At 61.5% G+C, this 19742-nt stretch carries 14 protein-coding genes; 2 read left to right on the forward strand and 12 right to left on the reverse strand.

The window, feature by feature from the left end; all coding sequences use genetic code 11:
* Positions 1–129: 129 nt before the first annotated feature.
* Together ABHR63_RS07610 and ABHR63_RS07615 are read right to left on the reverse strand one after the other, a co-directional pair.
* Entirely contained in the window at positions 130–1104 is a 975-nt protein-coding gene (locus ABHR63_RS07610; RefSeq protein WP_320676842.1) for a nucleoside hydrolase, read from the reverse strand.
* 4 nt (positions 1105–1108) lie between these two features.
* Positions 1109–2104: a ribokinase gene (locus ABHR63_RS07615; protein ID WP_320676844.1), complete on the reverse strand. Its 996-nt coding sequence runs from the start codon at positions 2102–2104 to the stop codon at positions 1109–1111.
* Between the two features lie 187 nt (positions 2105–2291).
* On the opposite strand from ABHR63_RS07615, the gene ABHR63_RS07620 reads away from it, so the two are divergent.
* Positions 2292–4535: an acyltransferase family protein gene (locus ABHR63_RS07620; protein WP_346965943.1), complete on the forward strand. Its 2244-nt coding sequence runs from the start codon at positions 2292–2294 to the stop codon at positions 4533–4535.
* A gap of 517 nt (positions 4536–5052) precedes the next feature.
* Here the strand turns inward: ABHR63_RS07620 and ABHR63_RS07625 are convergent.
* From ABHR63_RS07625 to trhA, 8 genes are all read right to left on the reverse strand, one after another.
* Positions 5053–6249, reverse strand: coding sequence for an Nramp family divalent metal transporter (locus tag ABHR63_RS07625; RefSeq protein WP_320677860.1), 1197 nt, complete (start codon positions 6247–6249; stop codon positions 5053–5055).
* Positions 6250–6323: 74 nt separating this feature from the next.
* On the reverse strand, positions 6324–8150 hold the full coding sequence (locus tag ABHR63_RS07630) for a magnesium transporter (RefSeq protein WP_430392751.1): 1827 nt from the start codon (positions 8148–8150) through the stop codon (positions 6324–6326).
* 346 nt (positions 8151–8496) lie between these two features.
* Positions 8497–9903 carry a polysaccharide deacetylase family protein gene (locus ABHR63_RS07635; RefSeq protein ID WP_346965186.1) on the reverse strand — a complete coding sequence of 469 codons (1407 nt, stop codon included), beginning with the start codon at positions 9901–9903 and terminating at the stop codon, positions 8497–8499.
* Positions 9904–9975: 72 nt separating this feature from the next.
* Positions 9976–10731: a PRC-barrel domain containing protein gene (locus ABHR63_RS07640; RefSeq protein WP_346965187.1), complete on the reverse strand. Its 756-nt coding sequence runs from the start codon at positions 10729–10731 to the stop codon at positions 9976–9978.
* A complete protein-coding gene (locus ABHR63_RS07645; RefSeq protein WP_035136593.1) occupies positions 10731–11120 on the reverse strand; it encodes a YtxH domain-containing protein in 390 nt (129 codons plus the stop codon). The genes ABHR63_RS07640 and ABHR63_RS07645 overlap by 1 nt, the downstream gene beginning before the upstream one ends.
* 136 nt (positions 11121–11256) lie before the next feature.
* Positions 11257–12090, reverse strand: coding sequence for a cyanophycin synthetase family protein (locus tag ABHR63_RS07650; protein ID WP_346965188.1), 834 nt, complete (start codon positions 12088–12090; stop codon positions 11257–11259).
* Positions 12091–12114: 24 nt separating this feature from the next.
* Positions 12115–13488 (reverse strand): hemolysin family protein, encoded by a 1374-nt coding sequence (locus tag ABHR63_RS07655; protein WP_006235739.1) that lies wholly within the window; start codon positions 13486–13488, stop codon positions 12115–12117.
* A gap of 113 nt (positions 13489–13601) precedes the next feature.
* Positions 13602–14285 (reverse strand): PAQR family membrane homeostasis protein TrhA, encoded by a 684-nt coding sequence (trhA, locus tag ABHR63_RS07660; RefSeq protein ID WP_172676303.1) that lies wholly within the window; start codon positions 14283–14285, stop codon positions 13602–13604.
* Between the two features lie 186 nt (positions 14286–14471).
* On the opposite strand from trhA, the gene ABHR63_RS07665 reads away from it, so the two are divergent.
* Positions 14472–15437, forward strand: a complete 966-nt coding sequence (locus ABHR63_RS07665; protein WP_346965189.1) for an alpha/beta hydrolase — start codon at positions 14472–14474, stop codon at positions 15435–15437.
* 163 nt (positions 15438–15600) lie between these two features.
* On the opposite strand, the gene ABHR63_RS07670 is transcribed toward ABHR63_RS07665, so the two are convergent.
* Both ABHR63_RS07670 and ABHR63_RS07675 read right to left on the reverse strand, forming a co-directional pair.
* On the reverse strand, positions 15601–16806 hold the full coding sequence (locus tag ABHR63_RS07670) for a DUF362 domain-containing protein (RefSeq protein WP_346965190.1): 1206 nt from the start codon (positions 16804–16806) through the stop codon (positions 15601–15603).
* A gap of 261 nt (positions 16807–17067) precedes the next feature.
* The gene (locus ABHR63_RS07675) at positions 17068–19734 is read right to left on the reverse strand and encodes an ABC transporter permease (RefSeq protein ID WP_346965191.1); all 2667 of its coding nucleotides are present in this window, start codon (positions 19732–19734) and stop codon (positions 17068–17070) included.
* Positions 19735–19742 lie beyond the last annotated feature (8 nt).

Here is a 19742-nt window from a genome sequence, read left to right on the forward strand (position 1 = left end):
AGGACCTCGGGGGCGTTCGGCTAGCTGCGGGAACGGCCTATTCGCTTAATGTGTTCGGCTGAGATCGGAAATCAACCGTCGGCCCGCCAGCGGCCACATCGAGCAGATGGGCGTGCTTCGATCCCGAGCCTAGCCTAGGATGCGGGCCATGCGCGCCTTGAACTCGGACAGGAAGCGCGGGGCATCCACGGTCAGTGCCACAAGCGCGCTCTTGTCTGGATCGGATAGGCGGCGCTCGTCGCAAATGGTGCGGCCGCGATACTCGCCGAGCAGGTCGACGCGCAGGTTACAGCCGAGCGCACCCACGAGCGTGGGGTCGATCGCCACAGCGACGGCAAGCGGATCGTGCAGCGCGCAGCCACCCAGGTAGGGGGCGTTCATCTCGTACGAGCCAATGTAGTGCTCCACCATGCTCGCAAACGCGCAACCGGTCATGGTGCCCGAACCCGTCCAGCCGGCAATGTCGCGACGCGTGAGCACCACGCGATGCGTCACATCCAGACCCACCATAGTGAGCTTGCGGCCCGAACGTAGCACGGCATCGGCCGCCTCGGGATCGCTTGCCATGTTGGCCTCGGCGCCCGCACTCACGTTTCCGGGCACGGTCAGGGCGCCGCCCATCACGACCACGCGACCGATAGACATCATCGCCGCCGCATCGCGCTCCAAGGCAAGTGCCAGGTTGGAGAGCGGACCGGTCGCCACGTAGATCAGATCGGGGCCATAGGTGCGCGCGGCATCGATCAGATAATCGACCGCCGCGTTGCCATCAGCCGACGTCGCCCCCACCGGCTCGTACGGCGACGCGGGCACGCTCGCCCCGCCAATGCCGTTCTTGCCGTGGATGAGCGTGGTGGACGCCGGCGGTGTATAGGGCTCAGTCGCCTTAATGGGACGATCGGCGCCCAGGTACACCGGAATCTCGGGGCGACCCAGCAGATCGAGCACTGCCAGGCAGTTGTGCGCCGATTGCTCGACGCGCACGTTGCCAAAGCACGTGGTGATGCCCACGAGCTCCACCTCGGGGCTCGCGATGGCATAGGCAAGCGCCATCGCATCGTCCACGCCCATATCCAGATCAAGGATCAGCTTCTTGATTGCCATTGTTCTACTCCGCTTCTCCGTCTTGTACTAAATCGTCTAAATCAAACACGTGCTCAACTTCGGCGCGCGTGGGAATCGACTGTTGCGCGCCCAAGCGCGACACCGTCACCGCCGAGGCGCGTGCACCCGCCGCCATGCACTCAAAGAGCGGCAAGCCCTCCAGACGAGCCGCCGCCAACGCGCCGATAAACGTATCGCCGGCGGCCGTGGTATCGACTACCGTGCTCGAAAGTGCCGGCAGACGCAGCGGCTCGCCGTCATCGCCGAGCGCAACCGAGCCGGCGCCGCCCAGCGTGATGACCGCAGCTCCGGCACCCTTGGCGAGCAGGGCATTGAGCGCCGCGGCGCAGCTCTCATCGTCCTTGGGCAGGATACCCGTCAGAACCTGGCACTCGGTCTCGTTGGGACAGACCAAGTCGACCGCAGGCCACGCTCCCGCCGGCAGATCGCAGGCGGGAGCCGGGTTAAAGACCGTATAGAACCCCAGCTCATGAGCGCAAACAAGCGCCTCGGCAGTCGCTGCAAGGTCACATTCGCCCTGAGCGATAAAGACGCTGCCGGCAGCCGGGGCAATATCGCTGGCGTCGCCGTCGAACTCATCGGCCACCAGACGTCTCAGCGCGCAGGCAACGTCCTCACCCGCAAGCGCATGGTTGGCACCCGGTGACAGCACGATGCGGTTGTCGCCCTCGCAGCGAATGATGGTCGCCGTGCCCGTCTCCACGTCGTTGCACCGCGCCACAAAGTCACAGTCCACGCCAGCATCTTGGAGCCCCGCCACGAGCGATGCACCAAACGCATCGCGCCCGACCGCGCCGATCATGTTCGTGCGCGCGCCCATGCGCGCGGCAGCGACGGCCTGGTTGGCGCCTTTGCCGCCAGCGTTGGTGATAAAACCGCTGCCGCCGACGGTCTCGCCCGCGCGCGGCATGCGCTCGCACGCCACCGAAAGGTCCATGTTCATGCTGCCGAACACCGCAACAATGCCGTTGTCTGCCATGGAAACCTCCTCGTCTGCGGGCCTTGCACCCACCGTCGACCGTCGATTGCGCGCCTTCGCACCCCTTATAACTTTAGTTCACTTTGATGTGAACGCGCCCTTGAGGTTGCGCCAGCAGCAAGCATTCACAGGAGCAGGCAGCTACAATGAATATGTGCTGAGTATTCTCGTCATTGGATGATGTTTTATGGAGCAATTCCCACAATCGAGCCCACGCGGACCGCGCCGCGCGCCCGATAACCAGGCGCCGCACGAACGCCCGCGCGCCGACCGCCGCACCGGCGAGTCGCGACGCGGCCCGAGCCCGCATCGAACGCCCACCAACAAGGACGCCCATGCAGCCAAGACCAACACCGGCGCCACACACTCGTCCGCTACCGACAAGCAGGCACCCGCTCGTCCCAAGTCCCGCTACATTCCTGCGCTCGACGGCCTGCGCACGCTTGCCGTCGTCGCGGTGGTGCTCTATCACCTCAACCTCACGTGGGCTCAGGGCGGCCTGCTCGGCGTCACGATCTTCTTTGTGCTTTCGGGCTATCTGATCACGCGCTTGCTGCTCAACGAAGTCGCTAAGACCGGCCGCATCGACCTTAAGAGCTTCTGGATTCGCCGCATCCGTCGCCTGGTCCCCGCCGTGGTAACGGTAGTGTTCGTGACCTGCGCGCTGTGTACCATCTTTAACCACGTGATGCTCACCAAGATGCGCCCCGACATCCTGCCGTCGCTGCTGTTCTTCAACAACTGGTGGCAGATTGCCCAAAACGTCTCGTACTTCAATGCCCTGGGCGACCCCTCACCGCTCACGCACTTTTGGTCGCTTGCCATCGAGGAACAGTTCTACCTAATTTGGCCGCCACTGCTGTTTGCCATGGTATCCATGCATGTGAGCAAGCCCAACACGCGCCGCGTGGTTCTGGGCCTTGCCGCGGTATCTGCCCTCGCCATGATGGTGCTCTATAACCCCGCCGCCGACCCCAGCCGCGTGTACTACGGCACCGACACCCGTGTGTTCTCGCTGCTGCTGGGTGCCTGGATGGCCTTTATCCCCGATCGCGACCTGGCGCCGGTGCGTCTCGCTCGTCGTTTGGGGCTCAATCGCCTGGCCGGCGCCGCCAAGCACGGCAAGAACGCCGAGGGCAAGCCTGGCGAGAAGGCCGACGAATCAGCCGAGACCGCCCCGGCACAACCGAGCGCCCTCGTGCGCTTTTGGTCCTCGCCCGCATCCATCGATGTGCTGGGCGTCGTGGGTCTGGTTGGCCTTGCCGCCATGGTCGCGCTCACCAACGGCTACACCGCCTTCCAGTATCGCGGAGGCACGCTGCTGTGCTCGATCCTCACGCTCATGGTCATCGCGGCCTGCGTGCAGCCCCAGGGAATGGTTGCCCGCGCGCTGTCCGCCGAGCCGCTCGTGTGGATTGGCAAGCGCTCGTACAGCATCTACCTGTGGCACTATCCGCTGCTGTTGCTCATGAACCCGGTCGCCAACATCAACGATACGCCCTGGTGGCAATACATTTTGCAGGTGCTGCTGGTGGTCGCCGTGGCAGAGTGCTGCTATCGCTTTATCGAGACTCCGTTTAGGAAGGGCGCCTTTGGGCGCACCGTCGCCGAATTCCGCGATGGCACCGCCACGCCCGCCAACTGGGTGCGCGCGCACGTCCCTGTCTGCGCAGCCTGTGCTGTCGTGTTGGTCGTTGCACTGGGCGGCCTGATCTTTGTGCCGGAGACCTCCGCACTGAGCGGTGAGGGCGCCGAAGTCCTCAACAAGGAAGCCAAGAACACCGCGCCCGCCGACCAACAGGCGGCCGACGACACCGACAAGGACAACGACGGCTTCCCCGATGGCTCCTACGATCTGCTTATGATCGGCGACTCCGTGTCGCTGCGTGCCGTAGACACCTTTGACGGCGTGTTCCCGCACAGCCATATCGATGCCGAAAAGGGCCGCCAGTTCGATGCGGGGCGCGCGACATTTGAAGGCTATATCCAGCAGAACCTTGCCGGCAAGATCGTGGTCTTTGCCCTGGGCACCAACGGCTTGGTAACCGACGACCAGATCGACGCCATCATGGCCGATGCGGGAGATAAGCGTATGGTGGTGTTTGTGAACACGCGCAGCCCGCAGCCGTGGATTGGCTCTACCAACCAGGCCATCGCCAACGCCGCTACGCGCTACAAGAACGTGCGCGTTATCGACTGGTACGGATACAGTGCCAACCGCAACGACCTGTTCGATGGCGATGGCACGCACCTATCGACCACTGGCGTGACTGAGTACCTCAACTTGATCCACGATGCCGTCAAGAAGGACCTGCCCGTACACCCCGAGGATCACGTCAACGATCCGCAGCCGGCAGCCGTCAAGTCTGCCACCGACGCACTCGTCAATGCGCTCGCTCTCAAGCCGCACAAGCTGGGCACCGACAAGTAACCTGCAGCGCAAACTTCCCACATCCGGAGGGGGTGTCTGCCACGGCAGACACCCCCTCCGGCAGTTAGGGACACTCCTGGCGCAGCCAATGAAGACCTCTACGGATGAATTCCAGGCCGCTCCGTCGCTCCAGACATCGTTTCCGCGCCTCGTGCCTGCCCCAAACAATCAAAACAAGCCCTTTTCGCCGCACCCTCAAAGGTCTGTGGGCAAAAAAGGGCAAATATGAGTACTGTTACCATTTTAGTAGCAGGCAAAACCACCCAAAATGACGTCCGAGCGACCCCTACAACCCCCTAAAGCAGCCAACCTGACTGGTTTAAGGCGTATTGGAGCCAATTTTAATGAACATACTAAAGGCTATGTTCATTATCTTTTAGGATGTAAATGCTATTCACTTAGCAACAGTACTCATATTTGGCATTTTTTGTCCATTGCTATATAACTAACACCCTATAGCAGACAAAAAACAGGCCGCAGCCCATCGCTGCGGCCTGTTTGGAGTCCAAAAGAGGCGCTAAGCGCTGTAACCCATCGCCTGCAGAACAAACATGACGACCGTGAGCACCGTAATCACACCGATAGTCGCCCAAGTGAGCACATTCCACACGCGGCCGTTGCGGTTAGCGCCCATAATGTGACGGTCAGCGGCAATAACCACCTGGAACACCAGAACCACGGGCAGTAGCACGCCATTGATGACCTGCGAGGTCATCATAATCTGGAACAGATCGACGCCGGGCATAAGCACCAGCACGGCAGAGATACCGATGATGGCCGTAATGATGCCGCGATAGACCGGGGCCTCGTCCCAGCTGCGGTCGGCACCGCGCTCCCAGCCAAATGCCTCGCAGATAGCGCTCGACGTAACGCCCGGCAGCACGCAGGCAGCCAAGAAGCTCGCCGCGACCAGGCCCGAGGCAAACAGTACCGTGGACCACTGACCCGCAATAGGCTCCAACGCGCGGGCAGCATCGGCGGCATCGCTAATCTGAATACCCGCCGGGAACAACACCGTACCGGTCGTGATGATAATAAAGCCGGCAATGACATCGGCGGCAAGCGAGCCGCTCACGGTATCGATGCGCTGCAGCACGATATCGTCCTCGCCCGCGTTCTTATCGACCACGTTGTTCTGCGCCAAGAAAATCATCCACGGCGCGATGGTGGTACCGATCGTTGCGACCACGAGCGACACGTAGTTGGGATCATTTTGAATGTTAGGCACGACCAGGTCGACCGCGACCTCGCCCCAGTTGGGGCCGGCCATAAACGCGGCGACGACGTAGGTCACGAACACGCAGCTTACCAGCAGCAAAATCTTCTCGATGCGCTGGAAACTGCCCGACATGGTAAGCATCCACACCAGCAGCGCCACGAGCGGCACCGAGATGCTCGCCGGCACGCCAAACAGAGCAAGGCCACTCGCGATACCCGCGAACTCCGAGATGGTCACCGCCGTGTTGGCGATCAACAGCGCCGCCATGGCCAACACGCTCTTGCGCACGCCAAAGCGCTCGCGAATGAGCGACGCCAGGCCCTTACCCGTGACGCATCCGCAGCGCGCCGCGGTCTCCTGCGTCACGATAAGCAGCACGGTCATGACGGGAAGCATCCAGAGCATCTTGTAGCCATAGCTGGCGCCCGCGCTGGAATACGTTGCAATGCCGCCGGCGTCATTGCCCGAAAGCGCCGCCAGCAGACCGGGACCCATAGCGCCAAAGATGGCCGCGATGGTCAACTTTTGCTTGGTGCCCGACTTTTGCTTGGTATTTTGCACGCGACCACCTAACCAATGACCGACATGGTGAGCAGCACCGCAGCGGCGCAGTACGCCACGCACGAGATCATGACGGCAATAACGTTCATGGCGGTGCCCGACGTGTTGAGGTCATGCTCGTCACGCCAGAACAGCACCATCAGGTAAATCACGGCGCTCATGTTGCCAACCAGGCAAATGATGGCAGCGATATTAAAGCACCCGGTAAAGAGTTGCTCCTCAAACATGGGCGCATCGGGGAACGCAGCGGTGCGCACCAGCTGGGCGCACAGGTAGGTCACGAGTGACAGAATCAGGCCCATGCCCGTGCTCTGGAAGAAGAACCCCAGATACGGCTTGGGCTCGTCGTCGTGACCGTCATACTCCAGAAAGTAGTTCTTGACGAACGACACCATGCGCGAGGCCGCCAGCAGCACGAGCGGCATGGCGCACATGGGGAACACCACCAGATGCGCGGAGCCGAGCGCCGTCCCCAGCACCGTTGCCATGATGCACGAGGCAATGCCCCACACGACAACCCAGTACTGGCGATGCGCAAACCAGCTGAGCACGTTCGTCGAGTCGTCCGACGCGCTATCGCCCGAGCCGACACCGGCGATCTGCAGGTCCTCCTGATGCTCCTCGGCAATAACGTCCATGGCGTCGTCGAAGGTTACGATACCCAGGATATGACGGTTCTCGTCGCAGACAGGGATGGCAACCAGGTCGTACTTGGTCATCTCGTCCGTCACGTCTTCCTGGTCCTCGTCGGGCGACACATAGACCAGGTCGCGATAGGCCAGCTGACCCAGCGTGGCGTCGCGGTCGGCTACGATCAGCGTGCGCAGCGAAAGCACGCCGGTCAGCATGCCGCTCGGATCCTCGGTATAGACGTAGTAGACGCTTTCGAAGTCCTCGTCGAGCTCGCGAATCGCCTCGATGGCGTCGCCGACCGTCGCCGTGGCGGGCAGCGAGACAAACTCCGAGGTCATGATGCGGCCGGCGGTGTTGTCCTCGTAGCCCAGCAGATTACGAATCGCCTTCTCCTCCTTGACGCCCATCAGGCGCAGGAGCTTCTCGGCCTTCTCATAATCGAGTTCGTCGATCAGGTCGGCAGCGTCGTCCGGGTCCATCATGGCCAGCATCGACGATGCGTCGGTATCGGACAGGCCCTCGAGCATCTCGGTCATAAGCTCGTCGTCATCGAACTCCGAGATGGCCTCGGCGGCCTGGGCAGTATCGAGCTGCGCAAACACCTGCGCACGCAGGCGCGGGTCGAGCTGCTCGATAATGTCGGCGATGTCGGCAGGGTGCAGCTCGCCGAGCGTCTTGTGCGACACCGAGAGTTGAATGTTCTTGGTCGAGCGGTCGAGCAGGTCCATGTAGGACCAAGCGATGATGTCCTCACTGAGTGGCTTGCCCAGGTGCTTCATAAAGCCTTCGACGATATGCTCGAGCGCGGGGCTGATGGCGCGTAGCAGACCGCGAGCACCGACCTCGGCGCCCAGCAGGCGCAGCTGGTTTTCGCCCGACATGGAAAACTTGATGTCGTTTACGCGCACGACCTTCATGCCCTGCGTGTCGACAATCTGCTTGTTGAGCACGTCGCGGGCAAGCAAGAGTTCGGTCGGCTGCAGGTACGAAAAACGGATTTCGGTGGCCGACGTCTTAAGGTGTACACCCGTCTCGTCGATACGGTCGACCCATTTGCGCCAGCTGATCATAAACGGCGTCTTGCCGGGTCCGCGGAACGCGAGCGACGTCACGTGCGGAAAAACTTCGCCGGTAGCAATGCCAAAATCGTTGACCACGCCGAGCTTTTCGCCATCGACGTCCAAGACCGGCAATTTGAGCATCTCACTCAGATAATTCAATGGTGCTCCCCATCATTATTCCTCCGAACGCGGCCGCATGTGCGACGTCCGGGGGCTTCTGGATATGTATACGCATGCGCGGGCGGCACGCCGCTCGACGCTTACACCCCGTGCATGCGCAAAAAGCACCTGCATGGGGTCATCGACTGTATGGTCGAGGTTTGGATTTCACCTGTAACCTTTCTCTTGACCCTCATTAACCGCAGTAACTATAGCATCAGCATCGCCCTGCGGCATCGATTTTATGCGCTGCACATTGCAGGCATACCAAACGCTGACGCATCCGTGACATAGTCATTGGGGACGTTCTTAAACGACTGCCCAATGACTACTCTGTGGCGTCGTCGTCCTCGGCAAGTTGGGGGAACACGGCGCCCTTGGGCATGGCGACCTTCGTCAGCGAGGCGAGCTTTTTGCTCAATGCCGTGTCCGTCTTGACCAGGTCGCTGAGCGTCACGATCTTGTAGCCGTCGGCGACAAGGCCGTCGATAATCTGCGGCAGCGCCTCGAGCGTCTGCTCGGCGCATTCGTCTCTATCGGTGAGCAGCACGATATTGCCCGGCGTCACCGAATCGAGCACCGTCGAGACCTGCTCGTCGGCACCGTTGAGCAGCCAGTCGCCCGAGTCAATATTCCACGAGACCACGGCGGAGACCAGGTCCATCGCATCAATCCAGTTTTGCTCGTCAAAGGCAGCGTAGGGAGCACGCAGCAGCATCGTCTTCACGCCGGTCGCCGACTTAATCGCATCGGTGCCTTTCGTGATCTGTTCGCGTACCGCCTCACGGTCCTGACCCTTGAGCGAATCGTCGCTGTAGCTGTTGGATCCGATCTCGCACCCGGCATCGACAATCGCCTTGGCCGTGGCAGGCGAGGCCTCGGCCGCATCGCCCGAAAGGAAGAACGTCGCGGTGACGCCCTTTTCCTTGAGCACCTGCAAGATCTGTTTGGTGGCGCCGCTCGGACCCTCGTCAAACGTCAGCGCCACGTACTTTTTGTTGCCCTTGGGCGCCACGCTGGCGCACGCAACAACGCAATCGGTGGCGGGCACAACCTCGCCGCGGTCTTGCGTCTTGCCCGACTGCTCACCAACCCACACCTCGGAGCGGCCCTGGACACCCCACGTCTGCACATACTCGATAGCGCCCGTGCCCTCGACCTTGAGCTTGGGCTCGATAACCGTAGCCTGAACCTCGTGCTTCTCGTAAGTGTTACGGCCATCCTTGACCGTCACCTTCTCGCCGCCCTCGAGTTCGCGGCTATCCCATTTGCCCTGCTTCACGCGCTTGCCGTCGACCTTCACCGACAGCTTTTCGCCCCCATGGCGCTTGAGCACGCTGTCATCGACGGCCAGCAGGTCGCCTGCGTCGTAGGTGTCAGTCAACTCCTGGTCGTCGATGAGATTCTGCAGCGTAGAGCCCACGCGCACCGCGGTCTTCTGGCCGTTGAGCTCCACGTCCACACTGCGGTTGACGTAACCCACGACGGCGGCGATAAACAGCACGAGCGCGCAACCCACGGCGATGAGCGCGTAGGGCAGGCGAGACGAACGACGGGGCGTACGGCTGTTGCCGATGCGCGCACTGCGATCGCTAAACCCGCGGCTATGGTTGAGGTACATCGCGCCGGGCTTACGGTGACGCTTGCGCTGACCGCTGGGCAGCTGCCCCAGGTCGCGGCGCGCCGTCGGACGCGCACCCGAACGCCCGTTTAAGTTGGATCCGTTTTGGCGCATGTGCCCTCCCCCATAAACACAGCAAGCCGGAGCAACAGGTCTCCGGCTTGCCTCCCATCATTTGGTACGTCGCTATTTTGTAGCTTTTGACGAGCCTCCGCTCGCCTTTTGGTATTCGTCCTTAAAGGCCTTGAACATGCCGCGCGTCTTGCCGAGCTGCTTGCCCAGTGCGCGACTGCCCTTGTCCACGGCAACCGATCCCTTGTCGTCGAGCACCTTGGCGCCCTTTTTGACCTTGTCGCCCACCACGACGCTGGCCTCGGCGGCCTTGGCAGCCGCACCGCCCGAATACCCGAGCGACTTGACCTCGTCCGAGACGACCATCGCGCCGTTCTCGTAGCCGCGCAGCATCGTCGGCGGCACCTGCGTGTCACCAACCAAAACACTCGAAGCAGCACCGGCGGTCACATAGAATGCCTGCACGATGCCCGAGCGTGGCTTGAACTCAACGTCCGAGCAATAGCCCACGACGTCGCCCGATTCCGTGCGCACGTCCATACCGACCCAGATGATGCAATCGTCCAGGTTGATGTCGAGGCGCTTGGCCGCAGCGGTATCGTAGGTGCCCTTGACGTCGTCAACCGCGATGGCGCCCTCGTAGACACCAATGGCGTCGAGCGCTACGAATCGGTCGGGACGCTCGATCATACCCGCGATATCGGACTGGCGGACCATAAAGCCGACCACGCGCGTACCGCCCGGGGTAAAGACCGGAAAGTGAATCTTTCCGAGCTTTTTAGGGCTGCGCGGTGTGCCGTCCTTTTTGATACGCTTGTCCTCAGTAGGCTTGCGATAGATCTTGGCGCCGACAAAATCCCCGGCGCGCATTATGCCTCGGTCGAGGGCTCCGCAGCCTCGGTATCAGCCTCGACGGCGTTCTCGACCACGACGTCGGCGGCAGGCGTCACGTTGCCGCCCGAAATGGCGTCGTTGAGCTGCTCGCGCAGCTGGTCCATGCGCTCGCGGGCCAGGTCGACCTTGGCGCGCAGGTCGTCGGTCTTGGCGTCGACCATCGGGCCAAAGTCATTCACCGCAGCACGGGCCTCCTCGGCGCTGTGCTCGTAGGTGTCGCGCATATTGTCCCAGGCGTCGTTGGCGATATCGGCAGCCATGGCGCGGGTCTCGGCGCCCGAGCGCGGGGCCAGAGCAACGCCGACAATAGCGCCGGCAGCGGCACCAAAAAGTGCGCCGGAGACAAAGCTGAAAGTCTTACCCATGATCATTCCTCTCCTGCGGGCACGTCGGTGCCCACCGTTTGAATGCTGTCCATTATACCCGCAGCGCATCACTTGCCGCTCCGCTCATCTGCGTACGGCAAAGGCGCAGGTACGTGATGGTGATAAACGCGTAGGCCTACTCCTGGGGCATAGCCGGCATGGCCACCGTGGCACCCGGGTCCTCGCCGGCGCCGTCCACGAGCGGCAGGCCGCCCTCATGCGCAGGTCCTGCCGGAACCGTCGCAGCACCGCCAAAGACGGCAGCGGAGGCCTCGTGGTTCTCGGCAACCGCGCCCTCGGTATCAATCGCCACCTGGGGCTCGTCGTCAAAGTTGGGGACGCCCTGGGGCTCGGCGGGAACGGGCTCGGCGGTCGCATCGGCAACGAGCTCGGCGTCGACCGGCACATCGCCCTCGTCAGCGCCCTCGTCCTCGGCAGCATCTTCGCCGTTCGCAGCGGCGACGGCCCCGTGAGGATCCTTGCCCTCGGCCTCGGCGCGCATGCCCAGCACCAGGTTGCGCAGACCCGCGACCGTGCCTTCCACGTCGGGGGCAGGCTGGTCGGCGTGCAGGTACGCCCAGTCCATCATAAAGGTAGCCGACGACAGCGCACCAATGGCCAGTGCGTCATCGGGGCACGAAAGCTCAACCTCAAAGACGCGCTCGTCGTGCTCGCTTACGCGCGTGCGGCCGCACGAGATGCTACCGGCAAGACCGGTCTCGTTCATGAGCTCAACCGTCACGTGCTCCAGCAGGTGGCAGAGCTCGGTCTGGCCCATGCAGTCCTGGAACTCGCGACCGGAATCACCCAGGCACAGGTGCTTGGCAATCGCCGGCACCAGGTAATACACGCGCGCCGTGGCCTCGATATCCTCCGAGGTCATGAGCGGCATGCCGGGGTTCACCAGCACATGCGCGCAGATCTTGTCCTCGCTGACGGTGACCTTAAGGATGTTGAACAGGCCTGCCATAACTCTCCCCTACTCTTCCTTGCCCTACTCGTCGCCATCGTGCGGATCCACAGAGCCCGCACCCGACGCCGCCGGCTTCTCTGCCGAAGACTCGGAATCCTTCTTATCGGTTTCGGCCGGAGCGATCACGCGAATGAGCGAGATGCGCTGGCCACGCATCGACTGAACTTTAAACTTGTACCCCGCAACCTCAAACACCTCTCCGATGTCGGGCACCGAGTCGCAAAGCTCCAAAATCCAGCCGGCGATGGTCTCATAATCATCGCTTTCCTCAAGCGGCCAACCAAGCTCAATCGCGTCATCGCACGAAAAACGCCCATCAACGAGCCACTCGCGGCGCGAAAGGCGCGTGAGATACTTGTTGTCGGGGTCGAACTCGTCCTCGATCTCGCCGACGATCTCCTCGACGATGTCCTCGATAGTGATAATGCCGGCCGTGCCGCCGTACTCGTCCACGACCACCACGATCTGGTCGTGCGAGGTCTGCATCTCGGACAGCAGCGGCAGGATGTCCTTGGTGTCGGGCACAAAGGTGGCGTCGCGCAAAAAGCCGGCGATGGGCTGGTCGCCTTTGCCGTCGAGCGCGGGCTGAATCAGGTCCTTGATGTGCGCGATGCCGGCGACGTTGTCGGGATCCTCGTGATAGACGGGGATGCGGCTAAAGCCGGTCTGGCGCATGGTGGACAGCACGTCGGCGACCGTCTCGTCGTCCTCGCACATGGTGGTGTCCACGCGCGGCACCATGACCTCGCGGGCAACGGTGTCGCCCAGGTCGAAGATCTCGTGGATCATGCGCTTTTCCTCGTCGAGCAGGTCGTCCTGCTCCGAGACCATGTACTTGATCTCTTCTTCCGAGACGTTCTGGCGGTCGTCGGCACTCTTGATGCGCAGGATACGGGCCAGGCCATCGGAGCAAGCACCAGTTAGCCACACGAGCGGACGGGCGATCTTTTGGAAAAACGACAACGGCCCCACAACCTGCTTGGACACGCCTTCGGCGTTGGCCAGGCCGATGCGCTTGGGGACGAGCTCGCCGATCACGATGGACACGAAGGCGACCGCGACGGTGATGATGACCGGCGCCAGGCCGCGTGCGATGGCGGAGAGCGGCGCGATGCCAAAGCTCATGAGCCACGTGGCGAGCGGGTCGGACAGACTCGTCGAGGCGACGGCGGACGAGGCGAAGCCCACGAGCGTGATGGCGACCTGGATGGTGGCGAGCAGCTGGTCGGAGTCGGCAGCCAGCTTAATGGCACGCTCGGCGCGCTTGTCGCCTTCCTCGGCCTCGTGCTCCAGCACGGCGCGCTTGGCCGTGGTGAGCGCCATCTCAGACATAGAGAAGTAGCCGTTGATGAGGGTCAAAACGAGGGTGGTGATAAGGGAGATGGTTATGTCCATCGGGAGTTTCTCGAACCTCCAAGATTCGGGACGTCGGATTAAAACGTTGATGGCGGATAGGGCAGTTGCGCCCGGCGGCCGCTTGGATGGGCCCGCGGGCACAGGCGCGATCGCTAGATTACGAAGAGAATCACCGCCATGAACTGGAAGATGCTGCCGGCGAGTACCCACAGGTGAAACACGCTGTGAAGATAGCGCACGTTTTTGGCGATATAGAACGGCACGCCCGCGGTGTAGCACACGCCGCCGACGGCGAGCAGGGCAAGTGCCACGGGGTTGAGCAGCGCCACAAGTTCAGGCAGCTTAAAGACAACGAGCCAGCCCATCAGCAGATAGACCAGGCCGCTTACCCAATGCGGCTGGCGCTCGCGCAGGAAGCACTCGAGGGCGATGCCGATGATGGCGATGGCCCATACGGCAAAGAACAGCACAGCGCCGCCGTCGTTTGCGAGCGTGATGAGGCAAAACGGCGTATAGCTGCCGGCTATGAGCAGGTAGATGCAGCTGTGATCGATGATGCGAAACACGCGCTTGGCGCGCGCGGGCTGAATCGCGTGGTAGAGCGTGGAGGCTAGGTATTCGAGGATAATGCTGACGCCATAGACAATCGCCGCGGCCATGTGGGCCGGGCCTCCGCCGCGCAGGGCGGCGAATACGATCAGGAGCACCAGGCCCGCGATACCCAGCAGGCAGCCGACACCATGGGTGACGGAGTTCATGATCTCCTCACCCACCGTGTAGTGTGGAACGGCCGCGGTCTTGGGTCGCGGCTTAGAACTGTCGCTCGAATCGGACATGCCGGTTACATCCTCCAACGTAAAGAGTTTTCAACACTATATCAAAGCGTCTAGGTACGTGCGAAATTTGCACCATACGTGACCTTTCGTTTACCCATTCTTTGCCTGTTGACGCATCAACGGCGAACGTCCATAATGCGCTTGCATTAAATGTTGATGTATTAACATCTTATAGGAAAGCTTCTTATGTCTCAAAACGCACGTTCCCATCGAAAGCTCAAGATAGCCGGCGTCGTTGCACTGGTGCTCGTTGTCGCGCTGCTGGGGTTTGCCGGCAACTTTCTGTTTGACTTCGCGCTGAATCCCCGCGCGCCATACACCATGAAGATGATGCAGGATAGCAAGAACGACAAAGAAGGTGAGCAGCCGGATGCCGAGGATACCGAGGCGCGGGCGTGGTTTAAGGAGAACCGCGAGAGCAGCAGCCTCACCGCGGACGATGGGACCGAGCTTGCCGCCTGGTATTTTGCTGCGTCGGAGAGCGCACACGACTACGCCGTCTGCCTGCATGGATATACCAACGAGCCCATCGGTATGGCCCGATACGTCAAGCGATTCCACGACCGCGGCATGAACGTACTCGCACCCGCCGCCCGCGCCCACGAGCGCTCCGGCGGCGACTATATCGGCATGGGCTGGCCCGAACGCCTCGACATCGTCGCATGGATCGAGCGAATCGTTCAGGCTGACCCCAAGGCGCGCATCCTGGTCTTTGGCGAATCCATGGGCGCGGCGACCGCCATGAACGTCGCGGGGGAATCTCTGCCCGCAAACGTGAAATGCATTATCGAGGACTGCGGTTATACGAGTGTTTGGGACGAGTTTTCTCTGCAGCTCAAGGACGTGTTCGGCCTGCCCAGCTTTCCATTGCTCGATGTAGCAAACTTGGTGTGCAACGTGCGCGCGGGCTACGACTTTCATAAGGCGAGCAGCGTGGAACAGCTCAAGCGCGCGACGGTTCCCATGCTGTTTATCCACGGTGACCAAGACACCTTTGTGCCGTACAGCATGCTCGACCAAAACTACGACGCGTGCGCCAGCAAGGTCAAGCAAAAGCTCACCGTCCATGGCGCCACCCACGCCAAGAGCGCGCAGGTCGACCCCGAACTCTACTGGAACACGGTCGACGACTTCCTCGACGAGTATTTTTAGGCAAAAAGCAACGTCTGGGGTTTTGTTGCCAAAAATCGGTTTGTGGTCGGCGCTATTCGATTTTCCTCGCACTTCCAAAAAGCCGCCCGTGGGCGCTGTGCTCACGGGCGGCTTTTGCTCAACTTACGCTACAAAGGCGCTTATTTTGTCCAATAGAAAGGTGCTACTTGACCTCGATGAGCTCGTACTCGCTCGTGCCCAGGCCGATCTTCTCGGCATGCGCGATGCACGCGCGCCAATCGGTGTCGGGATGCGTGATGCAGAAGGGGTCCTTGGCCTGCTCGCCCTCCAGATGCTCGTGGTTGTGCTCCATCTTGGCCGCGCTGTCGGTGAGCTCGGTGTTGGGCAGCGGCTCGGATGCCATGACGGCATCGGCGCAGGCCTGGTCGATGGCGACCGGGTCGAAGCTCGCGAACATGCCGATATCGTTGACGATAGGCGTGTCGTTTTCGGGATGGCAATCGCAGTTGGGGCTGATATCCATGGCAAGCGAGATGTGGAAACTCGGGCGGCCATCGACGACGGCCTTGGTGTACTCGGCGATCTTACAGTTGAGCACGTCGGCCGCGGCGTCATAGCCGGGCTTGATGCAGTCCTGGTTGCATGCCGCAATGCAGCGTCCGCAGCCCACGCAGCGATCGTGGTCGATGGTGGCCACGTGCACCGTGCGAGTAGCGCCGTTGGCAAGCTCGCGCTCGCGGGTGTCGTCGAACGAGACAGCGTTGTGCGCGCAGATCTTTTCGCAGGCATGGCAGCCAACGCAGTGCTCGGTCGAGACGTTCGGCTTGCCGGCGGCGTGCTGCTCCATCTTGCCGGCACGGCTGCCGCCACCCATACCCAGGTTCTTCATGGCGCCGCCAAAACCGGCCTGTTCATGGCCCTTAAAGTGGGTGAGGCTGATCACGATATCGGCATCCATGAGTGCCTGGCCGATCTTGGCCTCGTGCACGTACTCGCCGCCCTCGACCGGGACAAGCGCCTCGTCGGTGCCTTTGAGACCGTCGGCGATGATGATCTGGCAACCCGTGGCATACGGGGTAAAACCGTTCTGGTAGGCGGTGTCGATGTGCTCGAGCGCGTTTTTGCGGCTACCGACGTAGAGCGTGTTGCAGTCGGTGAGGAAGGGCTTGCCGCCCAGCTCCTTAACGACATCTGCGACGGCGCGGGCGTAGTTAGGGCGCAAAAAGCTCAGGTTGCCCAACTCGCCAAAGTGAATCTTGATAGCGACGAACTTGTTCTCAAAGTCGATCTGCTCAATTCCGGCGTGACGGATGAGGCGCTTGAGCTTGTCGAGCTGGCTCTCGCGAGCATGCGTGCGCAGGTTGGTGAAGTACACCTTAGCGGGTGCTGCGGGTGCAGTTGCGGTCATAGATCTATCCCCTCGGTCTATATGGCGTTACAGACATAAGGGATGGTACCCATTGAAGTAGGGTCGAAGTCAAGCACAGAAACGGGAGTACCTAGTCGTTGGGGACAGTCTTAAATGACTGAAACCACTCATTGGGGACGGACTTAAATGAGTGCCTCGCCACCTGGCAGCTAGGGACGTTCCTTTCCTGCCGGCAGCTGGGGACAGTCCTTGCCAGCACGGCCGGCGAACCGGCGAATCGGCAAAGACTGTCCCCGATGACTACTCCTGCACCTTGAGGGCCTCGGCCAGGCTCACGCGCTTGATGGAGCGCGTGTGCAGCAGCGCCACGACCAGGTAGGTCGCAAAGCCAATGCCGACGCATGCAGCCATAGACCAAGCGGGCACGTAGATCTCAATATTGCCGTTGTAGGCGAGCAGCATCGAGCGGAAGATGGCCGTGAGCGAGCCGATGATCACGGGCAGGCTCAGCACGAGCGACGCCGCCACGCACAGCGTGATCGAGCGGATGTACAGATGCGAGATCTCGCTATCGCGATAGCCAAAGACTTTCATGTAGCTGATCGAGCGGGCGCTGTGGTCGATCACAGCCTTGGTCAGCAGATACATAAACAGCAAGAAGATGAACACCGCAAGCCCAACCATCATGCCAATCATTTTGCTCATCATGCCGATGAACTGGTCGCCCACGGCACGCATGTCGTCGGGCGTGGTGTCGCCGGCAAAGTAGCGCGCGTCGAGGTCGAGCTTCTCGTTGCTCACATAGCCGTTAAAATAGGCGGCGTCGTTGCCGAACAGCTCGTTAAAGTCGTCGACACTCATATAGATATTCATGTCCGACTTTGAGCCCCAGGCACAATCCTTGCCCGCGTACTCAAGGGAATAATGCTCGCCCTCGTACTTGTCGCTGAGCGTGACCTTCTGGCCCTCGCTCCAGCCAAACTTATCGAGCAGACCGCCGCCAAAGACGACGCGCCCATCGCCCACGTTGAGGTCTTTCCAATAGCGCGAATCGGGCGAGATGCCGTAGACGGAAATCGTCTCCTCGCCATTACCATCGCCGCGGTTGTATTGCAGCTGGTAAACGGCATATTTCTCGGCCTGCGCGATTGCGCCCGCGCCGTTGTCGGTCGTGTTGACCGGGTGGATATCGTCGTTGTCAGTGTCGATCTTAGAGGCCTTGTCAATCAGGTCGATAGCCTCGTCACGGTTGCAGCCGAGGGCATCGGCAAGATCATCGAGGCGCGCATAAAGCGCATCCTTCTTGTCCTGGACCTTGGCAAGCGCGTCCTGCGCCGCGGCCAGGCTCTCGGCAGACGGAGATGCGGTCGCGGCATCGGCTGCCGTCTGCGCCGCATCGGCCGCGTCGTCAAGCTCGTCATCGGCATCCTGAGCGGCAGAAAGCAGCGCGCCGTCAACCGACTGCAGACGCTCGAGTGCCGACCACTGCTCGCGCTCCTCGGCAGTGCCCTCGAGCTCCAGCGGCGCCTTGAGCGTGTACTGATGCTCGGCGACCAGGCTCGTCTCGAGGTTATCCGCATAGTGCGTCATTGTGGGCAGAATCGCTAGGCCAAAGAGCAGCAGCAGCGACGCAAACGCGATACCCACGAAGAGCGTGGCGAAGTTACCCAGGTTGCGCAGGAAAATGCGCAGGCGGAAGCGGGAAACAAAACCCATGCGCTCCGGCAGCTGCAGGCCGCGCTTGGTGCCCGATTTGCCGCTCGCCTCGTGACGAAGGAACTGCAACGGCGTCTTGCCCATCTTGCGAAGCAGACCAACCAGCGTGATGAGGATGAGTGCGGCGGCGGGAACCACGGCGCACTTCACAAAGATCTCCCAGCTCCAGTACACCTGGAAGGGCGGCAGGCTGTACGAACCGTAATAGAGGCTGCGCATGGGCTCGGTAAAGAACACAACGCCGAGCGCAGTGCCCAAAAGCGCCGCGACCACGCCCACAATGGCGGGAAGTGCCAGGTAGTGCAGCACGATCTCGCGTCGACGATAGCCGCTGGCGAGCAACGTGCCGATGATGGCGCTCTCCTCCTCGATGGTGGCGTCGGTAAGGACCACGAAGACAAACGCCATGATCACGATGATGATGTCGAGTAGCGTCATCCACATCATGGAGTCGCCGTCTACGTCGTCGCGCGCATAGCCAATGCCCTGGTTGGAATCGGCATCGATCAGATCGTCCACGCGCGCATCGGCATCGGTCAGCGCCTCGACCATATCCTGCTCGGCGTCGATGCGGTCCGCGGTGGAGAGGTCGCGGTCGTTAAAGGTAAAGGAGTAGGTGTAGGCGGGTGCGCCGCCGGCATCTTCGAGCGCAGCAAAGCCGCCATCGGTGACCTCGGCCACGCCGTACGTGATGGTGTTCACCGTAAAGTCCGAATTGTTGAGGAACAGCGCCTGACTATCGGGCTGGGTCATGATGCCGCAAATGGTGTAGGTGCGACCCTCGAGCTCGACTTTATCGCCCACGGACAGGTTGTTATTGGTGGCAAAGACACGGTCGATGGCCACCTCGTCATCCGCCTTGGGTTCCTTGCCCTCACAGTAGGACGCAATGTCCACCTTAGCGCGGTGCGCATAGGTGCGCAGCGTGCGCTTGGTGCCGTCGTCGCCGGCGGTCTTTTTGATGATGGCGTCGATGGAGAAATTCTTGTAGAGCGTGACGCCGCCGACGTCGCCGGCTGCATCCTCGGCGGCCTTGAGTTGATCGTCGGTAGCCTCGAAGGAGGTGGTCACGCGGCCGTCCTCAATCGCGTACGCATCGCGCATGTCATCGATAAGGCAGCCGATGGAATGCGCTGCGAGCAAAAATCCCGAGGTGAGAGCGATGCTTCCGCACATAAGCAAAAAGATGCCCAGGTACTTGCCGATATTGCGGCGCAGCTCGCGCGGGAGACGTTTTGCGAGAGGTGTCATGGCGCCGC

The sequence above is a fragment of the Collinsella aerofaciens genome (genome assembly GCF_039752775.1).
Lineage (GTDB): Bacteria > Actinomycetota > Coriobacteriia > Coriobacteriales > Coriobacteriaceae > Collinsella > Collinsella aerofaciens_R.

Coding starts and splice junctions, on each gene's coding strand:
- ABHR63_RS07620 (WP_346965943.1), top strand. CDS start 2,292: ATGGAGCAATTCCCACAATCGAGCCCACGCGGACCGCGCCGCGCGCCC.
- ABHR63_RS07610 (WP_320676842.1), bottom strand. CDS start 1,104: ATGGCAATCAAGAAGCTGATCCTTGATCTGGATATGGGCGTGGACGAT.
- trhA (WP_172676303.1), bottom strand. CDS start 14,285: ATGTCCGATTCGAGCGACAGTTCTAAGCCGCGACCCAAGACCGCGGCC.
- ABHR63_RS07675 (WP_346965191.1), bottom strand. CDS start 19,734: ATGACACCTCTCGCAAAACGTCTCCCGCGCGAGCTGCGCCGCAATATC.
- ABHR63_RS07665 (WP_346965189.1), top strand. CDS start 14,472: ATGTCTCAAAACGCACGTTCCCATCGAAAGCTCAAGATAGCCGGCGTC.
- ABHR63_RS07655 (WP_006235739.1), bottom strand. CDS start 13,488: ATGGACATAACCATCTCCCTTATCACCACCCTCGTTTTGACCCTCATC.
- ABHR63_RS07670 (WP_346965190.1), bottom strand. CDS start 16,806: ATGACCGCAACTGCACCCGCAGCACCCGCTAAGGTGTACTTCACCAAC.
- ABHR63_RS07650 (WP_346965188.1), bottom strand. CDS start 12,090: ATGGCAGGCCTGTTCAACATCCTTAAGGTCACCGTCAGCGAGGACAAG.
- ABHR63_RS07625 (WP_320677860.1), bottom strand. CDS start 6,249: ATGGGTCCCGGTCTGCTGGCGGCGCTTTCGGGCAATGACGCCGGCGGC.
- ABHR63_RS07635 (WP_346965186.1), bottom strand. CDS start 9,903: ATGCGCCAAAACGGATCCAACTTAAACGGGCGTTCGGGTGCGCGTCCG.
- ABHR63_RS07615 (WP_320676844.1), bottom strand. CDS start 2,104: ATGGCAGACAACGGCATTGTTGCGGTGTTCGGCAGCATGAACATGGAC.
- ABHR63_RS07645 (WP_035136593.1), bottom strand. CDS start 11,120: ATGGGTAAGACTTTCAGCTTTGTCTCCGGCGCACTTTTTGGTGCCGCT.
- ABHR63_RS07630 (WP_430392751.1), bottom strand. CDS start 8,150: ATGCTCAAATTGCCGGTCTTGGACGTCGATGGCGAAAAGCTCGGCGTG.
- ABHR63_RS07640 (WP_346965187.1), bottom strand. CDS start 10,731: ATGCGCGCCGGGGATTTTGTCGGCGCCAAGATCTATCGCAAGCCTACT.